At 42.0% G+C, this 16,488-nt stretch carries 16 protein-coding genes; 1 reads left to right on the forward strand and 15 read right to left on the reverse strand.

Annotated features, from left to right (window positions below; genetic code table 11):
* Positions 1 to 42 precede the first annotated feature (42 nt).
* Both psdS and psdR read right to left on the reverse strand, forming a co-directional pair.
* Complete coding sequence (gene psdS, locus NYE53_RS17445) at positions 43 to 1,113, reverse strand: two-component sensor histidine kinase PsdS (RefSeq protein WP_339245928.1); 1,071 nt, start codon at positions 1,111 to 1,113, stop codon at positions 43 to 45.
* A complete protein-coding gene (gene psdR / locus NYE53_RS17450; protein ID WP_339245931.1) occupies positions 1,107 to 1,820 on the reverse strand; it encodes a two-component system response regulator PsdR in 714 nt (237 codons plus the stop codon). Before psdR ends, psdS begins: the two co-directional genes overlap by 7 nt.
* 146 nt (positions 1,821 to 1,966) lie before the next feature.
* On the opposite strand from psdR, the gene NYE53_RS17455 reads away from it, so the two are divergent.
* Positions 1,967 to 2,176 carry a hypothetical protein gene (locus NYE53_RS17455; RefSeq protein WP_339245933.1) on the forward strand — a complete coding sequence of 70 codons (210 nt, stop codon included), beginning with the start codon at positions 1,967 to 1,969 and terminating at the stop codon, positions 2,174 to 2,176.
* A 35-nt stretch (positions 2,177 to 2,211) separates the two neighbouring features.
* Here NYE53_RS17455 and NYE53_RS17460 read toward each other — a convergent pair whose 3' ends face one another.
* The 13 genes from NYE53_RS17460 to NYE53_RS17520 all read right to left on the reverse strand — a co-directional run bounded on the left by NYE53_RS17460 (position 2,212) and on the right by NYE53_RS17520 (position 16,363).
* Entirely contained in the window at positions 2,212 to 2,976 is a 765-nt protein-coding gene (locus NYE53_RS17460; RefSeq protein ID WP_339245935.1) for an arylamine N-acetyltransferase, read from the reverse strand.
* Positions 2,977 to 3,234, reverse strand: a complete 258-nt coding sequence (locus NYE53_RS17465) for an HPr family phosphocarrier protein (protein ID WP_077671033.1) — start codon at positions 3,232 to 3,234, stop codon at positions 2,977 to 2,979.
* Between the two features lie 23 nt (positions 3,235 to 3,257).
* On the reverse strand, positions 3,258 to 4,208 hold the full coding sequence (whiA, locus tag NYE53_RS17470) for a DNA-binding protein WhiA (protein ID WP_339245938.1): 951 nt from the start codon (positions 4,206 to 4,208) through the stop codon (positions 3,258 to 3,260).
* Positions 4,209 to 4,230: 22 nt separating this feature from the next.
* Positions 4,231 to 5,184, reverse strand: a complete 954-nt coding sequence (gene mgfK, locus NYE53_RS17475) for a gluconeogenesis morphogenetic factor (protein WP_339248568.1) — start codon at positions 5,182 to 5,184, stop codon at positions 4,231 to 4,233.
* 1 nt (position 5,185) lies between these two features.
* Positions 5,186 to 6,073 carry an RNase adapter RapZ gene (gene rapZ, locus NYE53_RS17480; RefSeq protein ID WP_003228143.1) on the reverse strand — a complete coding sequence of 296 codons (888 nt, stop codon included), beginning with the start codon at positions 6,071 to 6,073 and terminating at the stop codon, positions 5,186 to 5,188.
* A 24-nt stretch (positions 6,074 to 6,097) separates the two neighbouring features.
* Positions 6,098 to 6,574 (reverse strand): 8-oxo-dGTP diphosphatase, encoded by a 477-nt coding sequence (locus NYE53_RS17485; protein WP_010886622.1) that lies wholly within the window; start codon positions 6,572 to 6,574, stop codon positions 6,098 to 6,100.
* A gap of 318 nt (positions 6,575 to 6,892) precedes the next feature.
* A complete protein-coding gene (gene trxB, locus NYE53_RS17490; protein ID WP_003228139.1) occupies positions 6,893 to 7,843 on the reverse strand; it encodes a thioredoxin-disulfide reductase in 951 nt (316 codons plus the stop codon).
* Positions 7,844 to 8,048: 205 nt separating this feature from the next.
* The gene (cwlO, locus tag NYE53_RS17495; RefSeq protein WP_070547828.1) at positions 8,049 to 9,458 is read right to left on the reverse strand and encodes a peptidoglycan DL-endopeptidase CwlO; all 1,410 of its coding nucleotides are present in this window, start codon (positions 9,456 to 9,458) and stop codon (positions 8,049 to 8,051) included.
* A 380-nt stretch (positions 9,459 to 9,838) separates the two neighbouring features.
* Positions 9,839 to 11,293, reverse strand: coding sequence for a tetratricopeptide repeat protein (locus NYE53_RS17500; protein ID WP_339245941.1), 1,455 nt, complete (start codon positions 11,291 to 11,293; stop codon positions 9,839 to 9,841).
* Positions 11,294 to 11,418: 125 nt separating this feature from the next.
* Positions 11,419 to 13,188, reverse strand: coding sequence for a multidrug resistance ABC transporter ATP-binding protein/permease BmrA (bmrA, locus tag NYE53_RS17505; RefSeq protein WP_339245942.1), 1,770 nt, complete (start codon positions 13,186 to 13,188; stop codon positions 11,419 to 11,421).
* 165 nt (positions 13,189 to 13,353) lie between these two features.
* Positions 13,354 to 13,713, reverse strand: coding sequence for a hypothetical protein (locus NYE53_RS17510; RefSeq protein WP_339245943.1), 360 nt, complete (start codon positions 13,711 to 13,713; stop codon positions 13,354 to 13,356).
* 14 nt (positions 13,714 to 13,727) lie between these two features.
* Complete coding sequence (locus NYE53_RS17515) at positions 13,728 to 15,635, reverse strand: DUF6792 domain-containing protein (RefSeq protein ID WP_339245945.1); 1,908 nt, start codon at positions 15,633 to 15,635, stop codon at positions 13,728 to 13,730.
* Between the two features lie 5 nt (positions 15,636 to 15,640).
* Entirely contained in the window at positions 15,641 to 16,363 is a 723-nt protein-coding gene (locus NYE53_RS17520; protein WP_339245947.1) for a lipoprotein YvcA, read from the reverse strand.
* Positions 16,364 to 16,488 lie beyond the last annotated feature (125 nt).

Below are 16,488 nucleotides of genomic sequence, written 5' to 3' on the forward strand. Positions count from 1 at the left end.
GCATCCTCCCATCGAACTTTCTTGCAATTCCGCTCCCCAACCTTACAATGCTGTCACATTCACGAGGGTGTCACTTGAAAACACGATGGTCATTACAGTGCCAGCCCCTTCTTTTGATTCCGCATACAGCTTATGGCCGAGACGGCTGCACACCTGTTTTGCTAAATAAAGGCCCATTCCAGTTGCCTCTTTCATGGTTCGTCCGTTTTCTCCGGTAAAAAACGCGTCAAAAATCCGCGGCAGATCCTGCGGCGGTATGCCGATTCCTTCGTCGGCAACCGACAATCGCGTCTCATGTCCCTGTGTTTCAATCCGGATTGTAATAGAGTCTCCCACACCTTGCTTTGAATATTTTAAGGCGTTGAAAAGGATTTGCTCGACAACAAAGGAAAGCCACTTTTGATCACTGGAAATCTGAACGGCATTTGGCGGCACATGTAATGTTGGAAAAAGGCGCCGTTTAATAAACTGACGTTTTTCCTGATTGATCAGTGAACGAACCATTTCTGCCAAATCAAAGGTTTGCGGCTTTACATCAAATGCAAATTCCTCCAGCCGGGCCGTTTGCAGCATCATATCAAGACCGTGGCGAAATCTCTCATTCTCATCCTCCAGCTCCTCTAAAAACGTCGGAAAAGAGGATGAAGTTCCGTTTTTTCCTTCCTGAATCATTAAGGATATGACGGATACCGGTGTTTTCATATGGTGGACCCATTGGTTGGTGAAGGTATAATGCTGTTTTTGCTGATTGATATATTGTGAGAGCCTGCTTTCGTATTGTTGCCCGAGTGCGTTGATCATCTTCGTCCAAAGCGCTTGCTCTCCTGTTCTTGGCTTTCGGGCTTTCAAAGACTGTCCGATGTCATTCGAAGAAGAGGCTTGTTCTGCAAGCTTTTTAACATATGTGAGAAAGGAAAATTGCCGAACATAATCAGCAGCAAAACCTGCGGCTAAAAGAGTACCGGGCAAAATCCATATGTATATCATATTTTCTTTGGAAGGTTCTGCGCCGCTCTCTACAATGCTTAAATATGCAATCAGCATGGCGGACCCTATCCCTAATAATGAAAATAGAATAATGGCTAAGCGGTCGATGAGATAAGTCTTTAACACTCCGCTTCATCCTTCCGATTGACTTGAAATCGATAGCCTTGTCCTCTGATTGTGGAAATGCAATCTGTCAGTCCTGCATTCTCCAGTTTTCTCCGCAGCCGGTTGACATTGACCGTTAACGTATTGTCATCGACAAAATCAACGTCATCCCATAACGCCTCCAATAGTTCATCACGAGAGACAATTTTTTTATGCTCCCTCACAAAAATCGAGAGAAGCTGGAATTCTTTTTGGGAAAACAAAATCCGGACGCTGTTCCACTCCGCTTCATTTTGATCAGGATAAATCGTTAGCCCGCCAAGCTCCACTATTCTTGATTCCTGCGGCAAAGAGGGCGAGTATTCACCATATGTGCGGCGCAGGACGCTTTTGATTTTGGCCATCACTACCTCTAGATGGAACGGCTTTGTGATATAATCATCGCCGCCATTTTCAATCGCCATTACCTGATTCAGCTCATCGGTCCGTGCCGATATAAAGATAATCGGCGCATTGGAAATGGTACGGATTTGCCTGCACCAATAAAACCCGTCAAAAAAAGGCAGGTTGATATCAAGCAGCACAAGATCAGGCTTCATTTCTGCAAATTCCAATTTTATATCATTCAGCTGTTCAGCAATTTTCACTTCATATCCGTATTTTTGAAGATGACCGCCCAGCAAAGAAGCAATCCGCTCATCATCTTCCACAAGCAAAATCCGATACACGTTGATCCCCCTTATATGTACATCACGATGATTTTTCTAGAAGATTCCAAAATTATTATAGCATGTGCGGAATAGTAAATCGGTCTTTTTCTTTTCGTTATGATAGAATGATAAAGGTAAAAATTTCATAATAGGCAGGTGTCGTGATGAAGAAAATCATGCTGTTTCTGGCAATGACGTCAATTCTTTCAGCATGTCAGCCCAACTATACCGGGAAATACATAGAAATTGGGGATACACTAACTGACTATGAAAAAGAATGTTTTAAAGAGAATGAAATTCCTTATAAATACGAAAAGGGAAAACTGTATATCCCAGAAGACGCATTTGATACAGCAATCTACACTTGTTCATAAGAAAAAGCTTGCAGATAACCTGCAAGCTTTTCACGTTACAAAAATTGAGTATTTAATTTCTCTTCAAATCCTGAAGGGCCGATGTCGCTTTTTTGAATGTTACCGCCGTTTTCATAAATCGTAAAATGGCGCTCTGACATGACCATCCTTCCGCTCGGCGTCAGCTTTGAGGCAAGCAGGGACTTGTTAAAAGGAGATTTATCATGAGAGTGAATGATGTCCTTCATGTTATCTAAGTCCCCGAGATCACTCTCTTCAAGAGTAAAGGCGTACCCAATTTGCCAGCCTTCTCCTTTGTCCATCAGCAGAACATGGCTGCCCTTTTCTGTCTCTTCTTTTTTGATTCGGAATGACCCGACTGGTGACTGTACCGTTTCTCCGGAAAGCGGTATCGGCTGGAGCGCCAGGTTGATGCCGAAGCCGATATCAACGAGGTAATCGCCGTTTTCGGCAGACAGCCATACAGCAGCATGCGTCCCTTCTAGTGCCCATCCCTCTTGATTGCCTGCATAAACCGTTCCTCGAATGAGCTTCACATGAAACCCGGCCTCACGCAAGACAAAATAAAGAAAACCATTTAAATCGTAGCATAGGCCGCCATGCTGATCTTTGAGCAGACGTCGCCATAGCTCTTCTTTTGTGATCTTATAATTCTCTTTTGCAAGTACGGCACGGTTTTCGAATGGAAAACGGTATGCCATTGCTTTGAGAAAAAGGGGAAGATCGCCGAAGCTGACATGATCTTTCTCCCAGCCGATTTTCTGAAAGCACTCTTTTAGAAAGTCACTCATTTTTATCACCTAAACTTCTTCTTGAACGTAAGCAGCCAGCTTCTCCAGCGCCTCTTGTTCATCTTCTCCCTGGGCAATCAAGATAACCTCAGTGCCTGTGCTTACCGCAAGGCTCATCAGCCCCATGATGCTTTTGGCGTTTACTTTTTTCCCATCCTTCTCAAGAAACACATCTGACGTAAACCGGTTTGCTTCTTGTACAAACAAAGCAGCAGGACGTGCTTGCAGTCCTGTCTTTAATCGAACTTCCACTTTCTGTTGAACCATAAGATCTCCCCTTTTCTTTACGGTTATTTTAAAGTGACGGTTTGCCCTGTCCGCAGCTGTTCTGCGATTTCGTCAAGTTTTCTCAGCCTGTGATTGATCCCTGATTTGCTGATTTTCCCGCTTGCTACCATTTCCCCCAGCTCTTTCAGCGTCACTTCCTGATAATCAATCCGAAGCTGCGCAATTTCCCGAAGTTTTTCAGGCAGCGCCTCCAAGCCGATTCTTTCATCGATGTATTTAATATTTTCCACCTGTCTCAGCGATGCGCCGATCGTTTTGTTTAAGTTGGCTGTTTCACAATTGACGAGGCGGTTGACCGAATTTCTCATGTCCCGGACGATTCTGACATCCTCAAATCGCAGAAGCGAATTGTGAGCACCGATTACGTTCAGAAACTCTGTAATCTTCTCAGCCTCTTTTAAATAGGTAATGTAGCCTTTTTTCCGTTCAAGCGTTTTGCTGTTTAACTGAAACTCATTTAACAGGTCGCATAATGAATCGTTATGCTCCTTATAAAGAGAGAAGATTTCTAAATGATACGAGGAGGTTTCCGGGTTATTGACCGAACCTCCTGCCAAAAATGCTCCTCTCATATAAGAACGCTTGCAGCATCTCTTTTTGACCAGCTCTTTCGAAATACTTCGTTCAAACACAAAATTCTCCCCGAGTATTTTTAAATCCTCTAAGATCACTTTTGCATTTTCTGAAAAACGCACAATATAGACGTTATTCTTTTTCAGCCGCATTTTCTTTCTGACCAGCAGCTCGACCGACACATCATATTGTTTTTTCAGCAATGTATAGATGCGACGGGCAATCGCCGCGTTTTCAGTTTGAACATCGAGTACGAGATGGCGGTTTGTAAATGATAAAGCTCCATTCATCCGAATGAGTGCAGACAGCTCGGCATTAATGCAGCAGTCCTTCACTTCCAGATTCGTTAATTCTTTTTTTGTTTCTGATGCAAATGACATATAGCCACCTCATTTCAAGGCTTCATTCTTTCAGTAAATCAACAAGAAGAGAGGCCACTTTATGTGTATCGTGACGTATTACGTCATTTTTATACGTTACAATTTGATCTCTGATGACTTCAAGCCCCATCGCTTTCAGCTCTTCAATATCAAAATCAACAGGACGCGCCGATTCCATTTCGTACTTACGTTTTATTTCGTCGGGAATGTCTTCACTGTTCACTAATATCGTATCAATAAAATCGCAGCCCATATGCTGATTGAGCGCTTTCACATGATCAGCAGCGGTGTAATGGAGCGTTTCGCCGGGCTGAGTCATCACGTTGCAAATGTATACTTTTTTCGCCGGCGCCTTTATCACTTCTTCCCCGATTTTTGGGACGAGCAAATTGGGAAGAATGCTTGTATAGAGGCTTCCCGGGCCGATAATAATCAAATCCGCTTCCCTGATCACGTCTATTGTTTCCGGCAGCGGATCAATTTGTTCAGGCGTGAGAAAAACACGCTTAATACGCTGTCCGTATTCTGGGATCGTTGACTCGCCTGAGACCACGCGGCCATCTTCCATCTCAGCATGCAAAACGACACTGGCATTGGCAGCCGGCAAAACCTTTCCTCTGACATTCAGCACCTTGCTCATTTCAGTGACAGCGTGAAAAAAATCACCGGTTATATTTGTCATCGCTGCCAAAATCAAATTCCCGAGAGAATGGCCTGTTAAGTCATTCCCTTTATTGAAGCGGTGCTGAAAAAGATCTTCAACAAGCGGCTCCACATCGGATAAAGCGGCAAGCACATTTCTGATGTCTCCGGGAGGCGGAATTTTCAGTTCATTCCGCAGACGGCCAGAGCTTCCCCCATCATCGGCAACTGTTACAATGGCCGTGATGTCAACGGGTTTATGCTTTAAGCCCCGAAGCAATACAGAAAGACCTGTACCGCCGCCAAAGATGGCGATTTTCGGCTTTTGTCCCATCTTATTTCCGGCTTCTCTTTTCAATGTCCCGGTGAGTAACATGAGTATAGTAATCCTTTTTAAAATAATCAGCTAAATTCTCGGCTAATGTCACAGAGCGGTGCTGGCCCCCTGTGCAACCGATCGCAATGACAACCTGGCTTTTTCCTTCTCTTTTGTAAGATGGAAGCATAAAGCTCAGCAGATCAATTAATTTCTCATTGAACTTTTGCGTTTCATTCCACTTCATGACGTAAGAGGAAACCTCTTTATCCTTGCCAGTCAGCGGCCGCATGCTTTCGATATAGTACGGATTCGGCAAAAATCTGACATCAAAGACGAGGTCTGCATCAATTGGAATACCGTATTTAAAACCAAATGACATGACATTCACGGTAAATGTCTCTCCTTGGTTTGTCGCAAAGTGCTTCACGATTTTTTCACGCAAATCACGCGGCTTCATGTCAGATGTATCGTAAATGATTTGAGAGCGGCCTTTTAATTCCTCAAGCAGCTCTCGTTCCAGCGCGATGCCTTCAAGCGGCAGGCCAGTCGCTGCCAGCGGATGCGAGCGTCTCGTCTCTTTATATCTTGTGACGAGAATGGAATCCTTCGCGTCCAGGAATAAAATTCGCGGTGTGATCCACGGATTTTCGGCCATTTCATCCAGCGCTTCAATCAGCCGGTCAAAAAATTCGCGGCCGCGCAAATCCATCACGAGCGCAACTTTGCTCATTTTCGAATTTGATTCCTTCATCAGCTCTAAAAACTTCGGAAGCAATGAAGGCGGAAGATTATCGACGCAGAAATAGCCGAGATCTTCAAAGCTTTGGATCGCGACCGTTTTCCCCGCTCCCGACATTCCGGTTATAATGACAAGCTGAATATCATGTGATTCACTAGCACTCATCTTTCTCCCCCCTGACTTGTCTTTCTATTTGATATGCTGCGGGTCTAAACGATAACTGAGCAGCTCAAATTCCGGTGTATACGTAAATGTGCCGTGCAGCAGCCCTTGTCCCTTCATCATAAAATCAAGGATATGGCCGTCTCCAGGGGCCATAGGCAGGTTCTGAATGTCATTGACATCGTGCCACTGCAGTTTGCCTTCCTCTGATTCTGATACATTTTGTCCTGTATATGAATCAGCGACAAACGTAAACATCATCCACTCGGAGACAATGTGGTCACCGTCTTTAATAATAAAGGTAAAAACGCCTTTTAATTGAGGATTTATGATATAGATACCAGTCTCTTCTCTGTACTCTCTGATGACGGAGTCTCTGACTGATTCTCCGCTCTCCATCTTGCCTCCCGGCGCGACCCACCATCCGCGTCTCGGCTTTTGAAGCAGAAGAACTTTGTCATCCGTCTGAAGCACACAATTTGTCACTCTTTGCAAGTACGTCACCTAACCTTCGTCCTGTCATCGTCTCTTTATTATACCGCTTCAAGATGCCTCCCACAATGAAGAGACATTGACAATCTTTTCTTCTATTTTACAGCATATTCATTCCTTAATTCAGATGATTTTGCTGTAACTGGCATTCATCTTTTATTTATGGACAAAAAAAGGACACGGATAACTGGAGAATCCGTGCCAAAAAAGTGTATTCATTATAAAAAGGGGGTCAATTACTTTATTAATCATAACCGAAAAGCATTACACATGTGTTACAGCGGAATTAAAACCCAGTAACGTAATGTGAAACTCGTATGACAGCCCTTTTTATTTTAAGGTTTTCAGCGTTTCTTGGAGCTCTTCGACATAATGCTGTACGCTTTGTGCCGCAATACTTCCGTCTCCTGTAGCCGTTACGATTTGGCGCAGTGATTTTTCGCGGATGTCTCCGGCAGCGAAAATCCCTTCAACCTTTGTCTCCATGCGGTCGTTTGTTTCGATATAGCCTTCTTCATTCGTAATGCCCAGGTTTTCAAACGGTTTAGACAGAGGAAGCATGCCAATGTAAATGAATACGCCGTCTGTTTTGAATTCACTTTCTTCACCGGTTACCGTATCGACAAGCGTTACGTTACCGACTTTGCCGTTTTCCTCATGAATTTCCTTCACGGTTTTGTTCCATAGGAAGTCAACTTTTTCATTATCAAATGCTCTCGCTTGAAGAATACTTTGAGCACGGAGTTTATCACGTCTGTGAACAATCGTTACTTTTGAAGCGAAACGAGTCAGATACACGCCTTCTTCAACCGCGGAATCTCCGCCGCCAACAACAACAAGTTCTTTGCCTTTAAAGAAAGCGCCGTCACATACTGCACAATAAGATACACCGCGTCCGCCCAATTCTTTTTCGCCAGGCACGCCGATTTTTTTATATTCCGCACCTGCAGCAATGATGACAGCACGGGCTTTATATTCTTTTGAACCGGCTTTGACTACTTTGTACTCTTTGCCGTCAACGACTTCTTTAATATCGCCATAAGCGTATTCAGCGCCGAATTTTTTGGCGTGTTCAAACATTTTGTTAGAAAGCTCAGGCCCAAGGATACTTTCGAATCCAGGATAGTTTTCTACATCTTCCGTATTGGCCATTTGTCCGCCAGGAATTCCTCTTTCAATCATTAATGTCGATAAATTCGCTCTTGATGTGTATACAGCGGCCGTCATCCCAGCAGGGCCCGCGCCGATTATAATCACGTCATAAATTTTTTCTTCTGACACACTATTCACTCCTTAAACCATCTTTTCAAGTTTGGGCTCTTTCTTATATGATAAGAATCCCCATCAAACGTATTCCTTACCCATATCCTATAAAATCTCATGGTGATACGCTATTTTTTTGCTCAACACGATTAAATGTATTCGAAAAGGGTATATGTTAATAAAGAAAGAGCCTTCTGTTTATAGAAGGCCCTTGTCATATTTATTATTGAACAACACGTCTTACAACGCCTTTAAATGCTGCTTTCCAGTAAGGATTGCTCATAGAGTCAACAGATACGCCATGAGATGTATTGTCGTTTAGGAATGTACCGTTACCTAAGTAGATTCCTACGTGTCCATTCGTTTTGTAAGTGTCAAAGAACACAAGGTCTCCGCGTTTCATTTCGGACGCGCTGACAGCTTGTCCTCTGCCAACTAACGTATCAGTTGTTGTTCCGCCGACAGGTCCAAGGTTAACACCTGCAGAAGCGTATGCCCAGCGTACGAATGATGAGCAGTCAAAAATACGGTTGTTGATATCAGACTGAGTGCGTCCGCCGCCAAACTTGTATGGAGATTGTCCTACAATGCTTGAACCAACGCTGATCGCGCCTTCAATTCCGCCGGAGTTGCTGATAACAGTGCCGCCTGAATTGCTGTTTGAGCCGCTGCTCTTCTTAGAAGATGAGCCGTTAGACGAGCTGTTTGATGAACCGTTAGAAGAATTGTCTGAAGAATCATCAGATGAGCTTGCTTTTGCTGATTCAGTTGTAGCCGTTTGGCTGTCATCTGTTTGTGTTTCATCAGATGCTTTTTGTGCTTCTTCCTGCTTTTTGATCAAAGCAGCCGCTGCTTCTTGTTCTTTTTTGATGCGTGCTTGTTCAGCTTCAGTATTTGCTTTTTGATTTGCAAGTTCAGACGCCTCTGATTTTAATTCAGAAATCGCTTTAGCCGTTTTCTTCTGGCTTGCTTTTGCTTCGTCGAAAAGCTTGTCTTTTTCATTAAGCTGTTTATCAAGGTCTTTTTGCATTGTTTCTAATTTAGCCAATGCAGCTTGAACTTCTTTCAGCTTGTCATTCAAATCCGCTTCAGAATCTTCGAGCTTCGCTTTATCCTGCTCTTGCTGTTTGATTAAATCTTTGTCTGCGTCCACAATAGATGAAACCGCAGTCGCACGAGAGATAAAGTCACCAAAGCTTGTTGATCCTAGAAGAACATCTATGTATCCTTGAGATCCGCCGCTTTCCTGTAAAGAACGAACGCGTTTTTTCAGGATTTCATTGCGTTTTTCGATACGTGCTTCTGTTTCTTTAATCTCTTTTTTCAGTTTTTTGATTTCTTCTTTTGTTTTATCATTTTCTTCTTTTTTATCTTCGATCTTGTTACTTGTATCAAGCGCCTTAGCGTTAATGTCTTTCAGTTCTTTTTCAATCTTTGATTGATTTTCCTGAAGCTCAGTTAATTCTTTTTCCTTCGCTTCAATGCTGGAAGCAACCTCAGATTGCTTGCTTTCGATTTTTTGTTTCTTTTCATCTAATGTTTCCGCCGATGCAGTTTTACTTGTAAATGGGATCAAAAAACTGCTTGTCCCGATGACGGAAGCCAAACCAAGTGTAATTAAACTCTTTCTCACTTTTTATATCCTCCCTTTTACTGTGAACCTGTCCTCATTTGGAATCGTATTTTGAACATCAAGTTTCGTTCCTCATACTCTACGAGGAATGATGGTTGTTTATGGTTAATTATTCTGTGCATCTCTTATTCTGGTTGTATAGCGTTTATTTCACATCATATGTAAAAAACACTAATTCCTTATGTACGAGAATCATTATACCATCAAGTTTCGACAAATAAGCGATAAATTTTATTACATTTATGTTTCAAACAGATGTCAAGTCACACATCATTTGTCATTTTTCTTAAGCGTGTAAAAAAACTGTCGATATTATTCTCTTAATATAATCTATCAAACAAAAAAAGAGTCGATTAAATAAATCGACTCTTTAAAATTTACTATTCTAGAATATCATCAATATATTTCATATATTTCGTCAACGTTGCCGGAGAGATGCCGAATCGGGCCGCTGTGTCTTTTTTCGTGTCTTGCTTGCCATGGGCTTCTTTCCAAATAAAACAGATGGCTGCTGCCCAGCCTTTCTCATTCTTCAACGGAGCAGCTGCACGAATTTGCTGGATGACATGGAAAACCCAGCAGCTCATGACTTCTGTTTTCATCTCTTCTTTTTCAGCTTGCTCTAATAGTTTGACCGTTTGATAGGCGAAAAGTGCATCCTCTGAAACGTCAGCAGCCGCAGAATCTCCATTTAGAAGCAGCTTTACAAAATGATTTTCAAAAGGAGCGGTTATTCTCTTTGAGCGTATCACCGCTTCAAGATGCTCTGTTTCTCCCTTTGTGCTGCTGATATAATAGGCTGCGAGACGCTGTTCCACAGATGAAGGAAGAGCTTCCCTCCGCTCAATCCAAGGCGCCGGGCGGTCTTCGCCGGGATATTGCGACTCGACTTTTCTCCAGATCGTCTCGGCAAAGTCGGTATGTCCCGTAAAATAAGCAGAGCATGAAAGCCAGTAAAAGAAGGTGTCGTCACCTTCAAAGCCGGTTTTATATAATGATTTGAGCCATTTATATCCGATCTCGTAGCGGCCGACAAGCGCCAAAGTAGCACCCAATTTATAACGCTGCTCCATTAGCATCGGATAGACATTGGAGAGCTGATCACTCAATTCCGCCACTTTTTCGTCTTCTCTTTCATAATAGTAGAAAACGAGAAGATTGCATAAGGCGTGAAGATTTCCTTCATTATGAGAAAGCACTTCATAAGCGGTTTGCTTCGCTTTTACAACGTTTCCTGAATAGAAATAGGCAAGCGCGAGATTGTTGTATGCTGACCAAAGCTCCGGATATTCAGCTGTGATTTCCTCAAGCGCCGCAACCGCTTCAGCAAGCTGGCCGCTTTCCAGCAATGACTTTGCCCGATCCTGTTTCACCAGCAGTTCATCCTGATCATACAACGAATCCTCAATGCTGTCGTCTCCTAAATCGAGCAAATCAAGCAGACTATCGTTTTCTTCGGCGAATTCACCATCCGGGTCCGCATCAGAATAAGCGGCCGCTTCTTTATAAGCTTCCTGGAAGAGCCCCAGATGGGCAAAGTTATTCGCTTTAAAGTAATGGCACTCCGGCATTTCGGCCTCCAGATTTGCCATGATATAGTCAAGAAGATCGTTCGACTCTTGATACTGGCCCATTTCCGAATAAATGACCGCAAGCTGTGAAAGCATCTCTGAATCCTCCGGCTCCAAATGAACCGCGCGCTGAATCAGTTTGCTTGCCCGTTTTAGATTGCGCTCTTTATACGCTTTCAAGCCTTTATGAAAAAAATATTGTCCATCTTGAAGCAGCTGGACAATTTGTGCGTGATTTTTATGTTCAGAAGTGTGTTTTCCCACAACTACCCTCCGTTTTATACAATATTACCGTCAGTAGTATACCATAAATCGTAAGCCCCTCAATAGTTCAAAAGGAAGGATTGGGAAAATCCCTCCTCTTTTTTATTGGCTGATTCGACCAAAATTTACCCGGCTTTGTTTTCTAAGTCTGCATTCATTTTCAGCTGCTGTTCAGCAAAATCCCGATAAAGGCCATGAGAAGCCATTAACTCATGGTGTGTTCCACGACCGGTAATTTCCCCTTTTTCAACAAACAAAAGCTGGTCCGCATCTACAACGGTAGATAGGCGGTGAGCGATAACAATCGTTGTGCGGCCCTCCATCAGCACCTCCAGCGCCTGCTGAACTGATTTTTCAGATTGGCTGTCGAGACTTGAGGTCGCTTCATCGAGCATAAGAATGCTTGGGTTACGGAGAAGCGCTCTCGCAATTGCGATTCTCTGCCTTTGTCCGCCTGACAGCATAATGCCGCGTTCGCCTACTTCTGTATCAAACTGATTCGGCAGCTCCTTTATAAAATTGAGCGCATATGCCATCTCCGCGGCTTTTTCGATCTCAGCATCCGTCACATCTCGTTCTAACCCGTAGCAAATATTTTCTCTGATTGTCCCGGACATTAACGGGCTTTCCTGCGATACATACCCGATGTGCTCCCGCCACGATTCAAGCGAATAAGTATCAATCGGCTCGTCCCCCAGCCGAATGGACCCTGCAGTCGGAGAATAAAAGCGTTCAAGCAGCTTAAACAGCGTCGTTTTCCCCCCGCCGCTCGGACCGACGATCGCTGTCACTTTACCTGCTTCAATGACAGCGCTGACCTCTTTTAAGATCAGCTGATCAGGCTTATATCCAAAAGACACGCGATCAAGCTGGATAGGCAGATGCGCATTTTCAATTTGTTTTCCCGTCACTGTATCTTCCTCTTCCTCTGCCAAGATCTCAATCATTCGTTCTGTTGCACCGATTGATTTTTGCAGCTGTGTAAAGAATGTTGTAATTTGGCCCATCGGCATAATAATTTGAAACAAATATAAAATAAAAGCCACGAGCGCTCCGGCCGTGAGCTCGCCTGAAGATACCTGCATGCCGCCATATCCGATGACTGCGACAAGTGCTGCCATTAACACGAGTGAGATAAGCGGGCCGACAAGTGATTGAACCTTAGCTTCACGAACGCCAAGCTTAAATAATGAGGAAATCCCCATTTTCCCGCGCCCATATTCGACATCCTCCGCATTTGAAGCCTTAACAAGTCTAATTTCCGGGAGAATTTGATTCAGCAGTCCTGTAAAACGAGCCGTTTCATCTTGTGTTTCCCGTGAAATGGAGAACATTTTCCGTCCAATCGGCACCAAAATAAGAGCGGCCAGCGGAACGACCACTAACACAAGCAGTGTCAGCTTCCAGTTCATAATAAACAAGATTGTCAATGATCCAATGACAGAAATGATGCCTGTAATAAATCCGCTGATATGGGTTGTAATCAATTCTTTGACCACCATCGTATCGTTCGTTACACGGCTGACTGTTTCTCCGGAAGCATTTGTATCGAAATAAGAGACAGGAAGCTTAATTAATTTCTTCCATAGTAACTCCCGCAGCCCGGAAATGATTTTTTGTCCATTATAGTTAAGGGCATAGGTGGCATAAGCGCTTAAACCCGCCTGAACGAAAAACACCAGCGCGATCAACCCGATTTGCGTGCCTGACAGATTTGACATAGAAAAACCATCGACAAGCTGCTTCGTTAATAATGGAATGAGCAGGCTGACCAGTGTGGTTACAACACTGAGGGCAAGCGCAAAGGCGAGCTTTCCATAAGAAGGATTGGTCCGTCTTACTAAGGCAAAAAAGGGTTTCAATTTACTTTTAGATTTTTGTGTCTGGTTTGGCATATATTTTCCTCCTGTTTCAGCGTTCAGAAAGGTGAAAAGTCATAGCAAAAGGATGATTTTTACTCTTTCTCAATCATATCAATGGCGAGAGACTTTTTCAGTATATTTTTGCCGTGATGAAAATAAAAGATCTCCCACTCATTGTTTGAATAGGAGATTTTTATGTTAGACATCTTTCACAGTCTTCTTTTTTCTATAAGTCAATGTTACATCCTGCTGTCGCAGGTCTTCTATTATCATTTTGTACCGATCAACTTTTGCGGTATGTTCTTCTTTTATCATCTCAAGGGCGGCTTTTCGTTTTTCGCTTTTAGACTCAAGCTCTTTTTTTATTTTTTTTACAATCAACCCTTCTTGCCCTTTGATTTCCTCTTTTAATGAAGACTCAAATTTCTTTGTCAGGCTGAGAAAGTCGTTGATCGGTTGATTGAGGGTGCCCGCTTTCCCCTTCATTTCATCTTGGGTAAGAAACATATAGGTCGTTGATACAATTTCTGTTTCACTTTCTGAAAATAAGGAAGTCACTCTTCATATTCCTCCTAAGGCTGAAAATCAAATAACTGAGAAATCATTTCTTCTTTTTCAAACAGCTTTTCAATACTCTCGCGGATATTTTTGATAAAATCTCTTTTTTCTGTTGTCTGTTTTTTTAATTCAGCAACAATTCCATCATTAGCAGGAAGCGCACCTGTGTGGAATGATTCATGAACTGAGATTTTCTCCAATTTATCGAATGTGTGGCTGAAACCAGCTGCAAGCCGGAATTGAAGATCGAAGGCATAATGCGAAGGGTTTTCTTCCATATGATGAATCGCCGTGGTGATCGCCTGTTTTTTATCTATGAAGTCTTCATCGATTTCCTGACTGTAAACCTTCTGGTACTTAGAAATCGCATCTTCCATATCTTCAACGATTTTCATACCGTTTTGATAGATTCTGACAGCGGATGAGAGATTGACTTGAATCGTTTCTCCCGAGCCGCTCTTCCCTGTAAAATAAATATCGGAGCCTTTATAGCTGAAGCCTTTTTCCTTTGACAAGGCGTTGAGCATTTGAACGATACTGTGGCCGTCGACGATAAGTTTTAGTGCGTCTTTTGTTTCTGTGTCGAGTGTTTTCAATGAGGACAGAATTGATTTTACGTAGTCCACTATTTCACCAACGTCTTTCAAAGCTTGCATAAATTGGCCATGCTTTAGATGGTCAATGAAATGTTCGTACCGTGATTCTATGCCTCGCATACTCGCATTAATATTCGTTAATTCTTTTTTGATGACTTTCTTTTGCGTTTCATCAATATACCCATTTTCAGCTAACTGATCTACGACCGGTCCGCTGTTTCTCAACAAGGTATGAAGAAAACCTAAAAACGACGGCAGTTCCTCTTTTATTCGGCCATACATTTGCTTAACATCATCAAAATGCTCATATAGGACACTTACTTTCTTTAAAGCGCCGTCTGTGTTTTTCACTTTTTCAATCAGGTCTATGTCTATCCCGCTGGCTGCCTTTATAAAACCGTTCAAGCCGTCTTTTTCATAGTCATCCTTATATTTTTGAAGGAATTTTTGAATTGACCTCACATCTTCGTCAGGAACCCCATCCATAATGGTTCGGATGCCTTTTACACTTGTATTTGTATCTGCCATCTTCACATCACCGAATGTAATGAAATCGGCCTTGCCGCTGACTCCGTACAGCGGGTCGTCTTTTGAGATGCGTTGGGTGATGTTTGCTGTTACGCCTTTGTCTTCATAATATTTTTGGATTTCTTTTTTTAACTTTTCTGGCGGGATATCATTAATATCTTTTAAGCGTCTAATATGAAATTTATGCATTAACCTATCTCTCAAATCCAAATCAGTTGCTAGTAGGTGGTCAACGCTTATTTGAGCTCCGTTAACCCCATAAACTTCATCAAATTCTCCGTCAATTAATTGAACCATCACCTGATTATTATTTGCCAGTGAGTGCCCCATAGCAAAGGTCTTTAAATCATGAGAATTCTCTGTTTCTCTTTTGGCATTTCTTACAAACTCTTTTGTCGCTTGGTACTGGCTGTCATCTATCCCTAAAAAGAGACCAAAGAAATTGTATGACCAGTCTTCGTTATCAGCACTCCCCTCTGAAATTATATGAAGTTGATTAACGTGTTGTTTATCATCCTTAATATAAATAGCTGTACCATCATATCCGGACTCTCTTATTGATGTATCTATTTTCGAATTTTTTTTAATAAGTTCATTAGATGTGTATATTTCCACACTTTTTGGAAGGTCTCGATGTGTTTCTTCTTTGTATATTCGACGCACCTCGACTTCAAAATCTGTTTTAGCTCTCTTTATTTCACTTTCAATATCAGAAGCAAATCTTTCTTTATAATCGTACTCCAAGTCAATTAAACGCAGCTTTACATTTTCATTTCCAAATATATTCTCATTTTCCATTTTCTCTATTTCTCCTTTTTAACTTTTAAAAAGGTAATAGAATCAATTATTTTTCGAACTTTTTTTTCTGCTTCTTCTTTCTTTAATGAACAAACCTCTTTACCCTTATAGCAAGAAAAACGAAAAGAATACTCTATTCCTAAATAATCCTCTTTTTTAGATTTAACATAACCAAAAAATCTATAAGAAAAATTATTCTTTTCATCCACATCATCAAAACTGCTTTTCTTTTGAGCAGAATATACAATTTTATCAGATAGCTCTCTTTCTTCGTATTTTCCTTCATAGCTATTTCTGCCGCTTACAATGTCAAGCATTGTATCCTTGTCATTCGCAAAGCTTTTTTCTTGATGATAATCTAATTGCCCGTCATATTGAATGTTAGTTTTTTTATTGAAACTATCAAATACTATTGTTTCCTCATTTTCACCTTTACTTGAAAGATCAGGTACGTACTCCCCATCCTCCGGAAACAGCATCCTAAACCCTTTCAGCTTAGATTCCAGCAAATAATATCCTGGTTCCTCTTCTTTTGTTGACATCATATACTCTCTCGTTTTCTCGTCCTGAAACGCAGGTACTTGAGGCAGATCCTTGGGATCCATGTCTTTTGGTTTTACCGCTTCTGTTTTATTGTCATTTGTGGTGTTTTTATCATTGTCATTCATACTGCATCCTCCTGTCAGGGCAAGTAATAAGCTGAAGCAAATAAAGATGATCTTTTTCATTACGAACCTCCACGGGTTTTGTGAGAATAGAATTCTATTTTCATACTAAAATAATTCTATTGACCTGCTTAAGAAATGATTATTTTATCCTTTTTCATGTTACATCATGTCTAAATTTGGATAAA

This window comes from Bacillus sp. FSL R5-0523 (assembly GCF_037975295.1).
GTDB lineage: Bacteria > Bacillota > Bacilli > Bacillales > Bacillaceae > Bacillus > Bacillus subtilis.

Bases quoted from the DNA above. Each gene is read 5' to 3' on its own strand.
- NYE53_RS17515 (WP_339245945.1), bottom strand. From the start codon at position 15,635: ATGGAAAATGAGAATATATTTGGAAATGAAAATGTAAAGCTGCGTTTA.
- mgfK (WP_339248568.1), bottom strand. From the start codon at position 5,184: ATGGGACAAAAGCCGAAAATCGCCATCTTTGGCGGCGGTACAGGTCTT.
- NYE53_RS17465 (WP_077671033.1), bottom strand. From the start codon at position 3,234: ATGGTTCAACAGAAAGTGGAAGTTCGATTAAAGACAGGACTGCAAGCA.
- NYE53_RS17455 (WP_339245933.1), top strand. From the start codon at position 1,967: ATGAAGAAAATCATGCTGTTTCTGGCAATGACGTCAATTCTTTCAGCA.
- NYE53_RS17520 (WP_339245947.1), bottom strand. From the start codon at position 16,363: ATGAAAAAGATCATCTTTATTTGCTTCAGCTTATTACTTGCCCTGACA.
- whiA (WP_339245938.1), bottom strand. From the start codon at position 4,208: ATGTCATTTGCATCAGAAACAAAAAAAGAATTAACGAATCTGGAAGTG.
- bmrA (WP_339245942.1), bottom strand. From the start codon at position 13,188: ATGCCAAACCAGACACAAAAATCTAAAAGTAAATTGAAACCCTTTTTT.
- rapZ (WP_003228143.1), bottom strand. From the start codon at position 6,073: ATGAGTGCTAGTGAATCACATGATATTCAGCTTGTCATTATAACCGGA.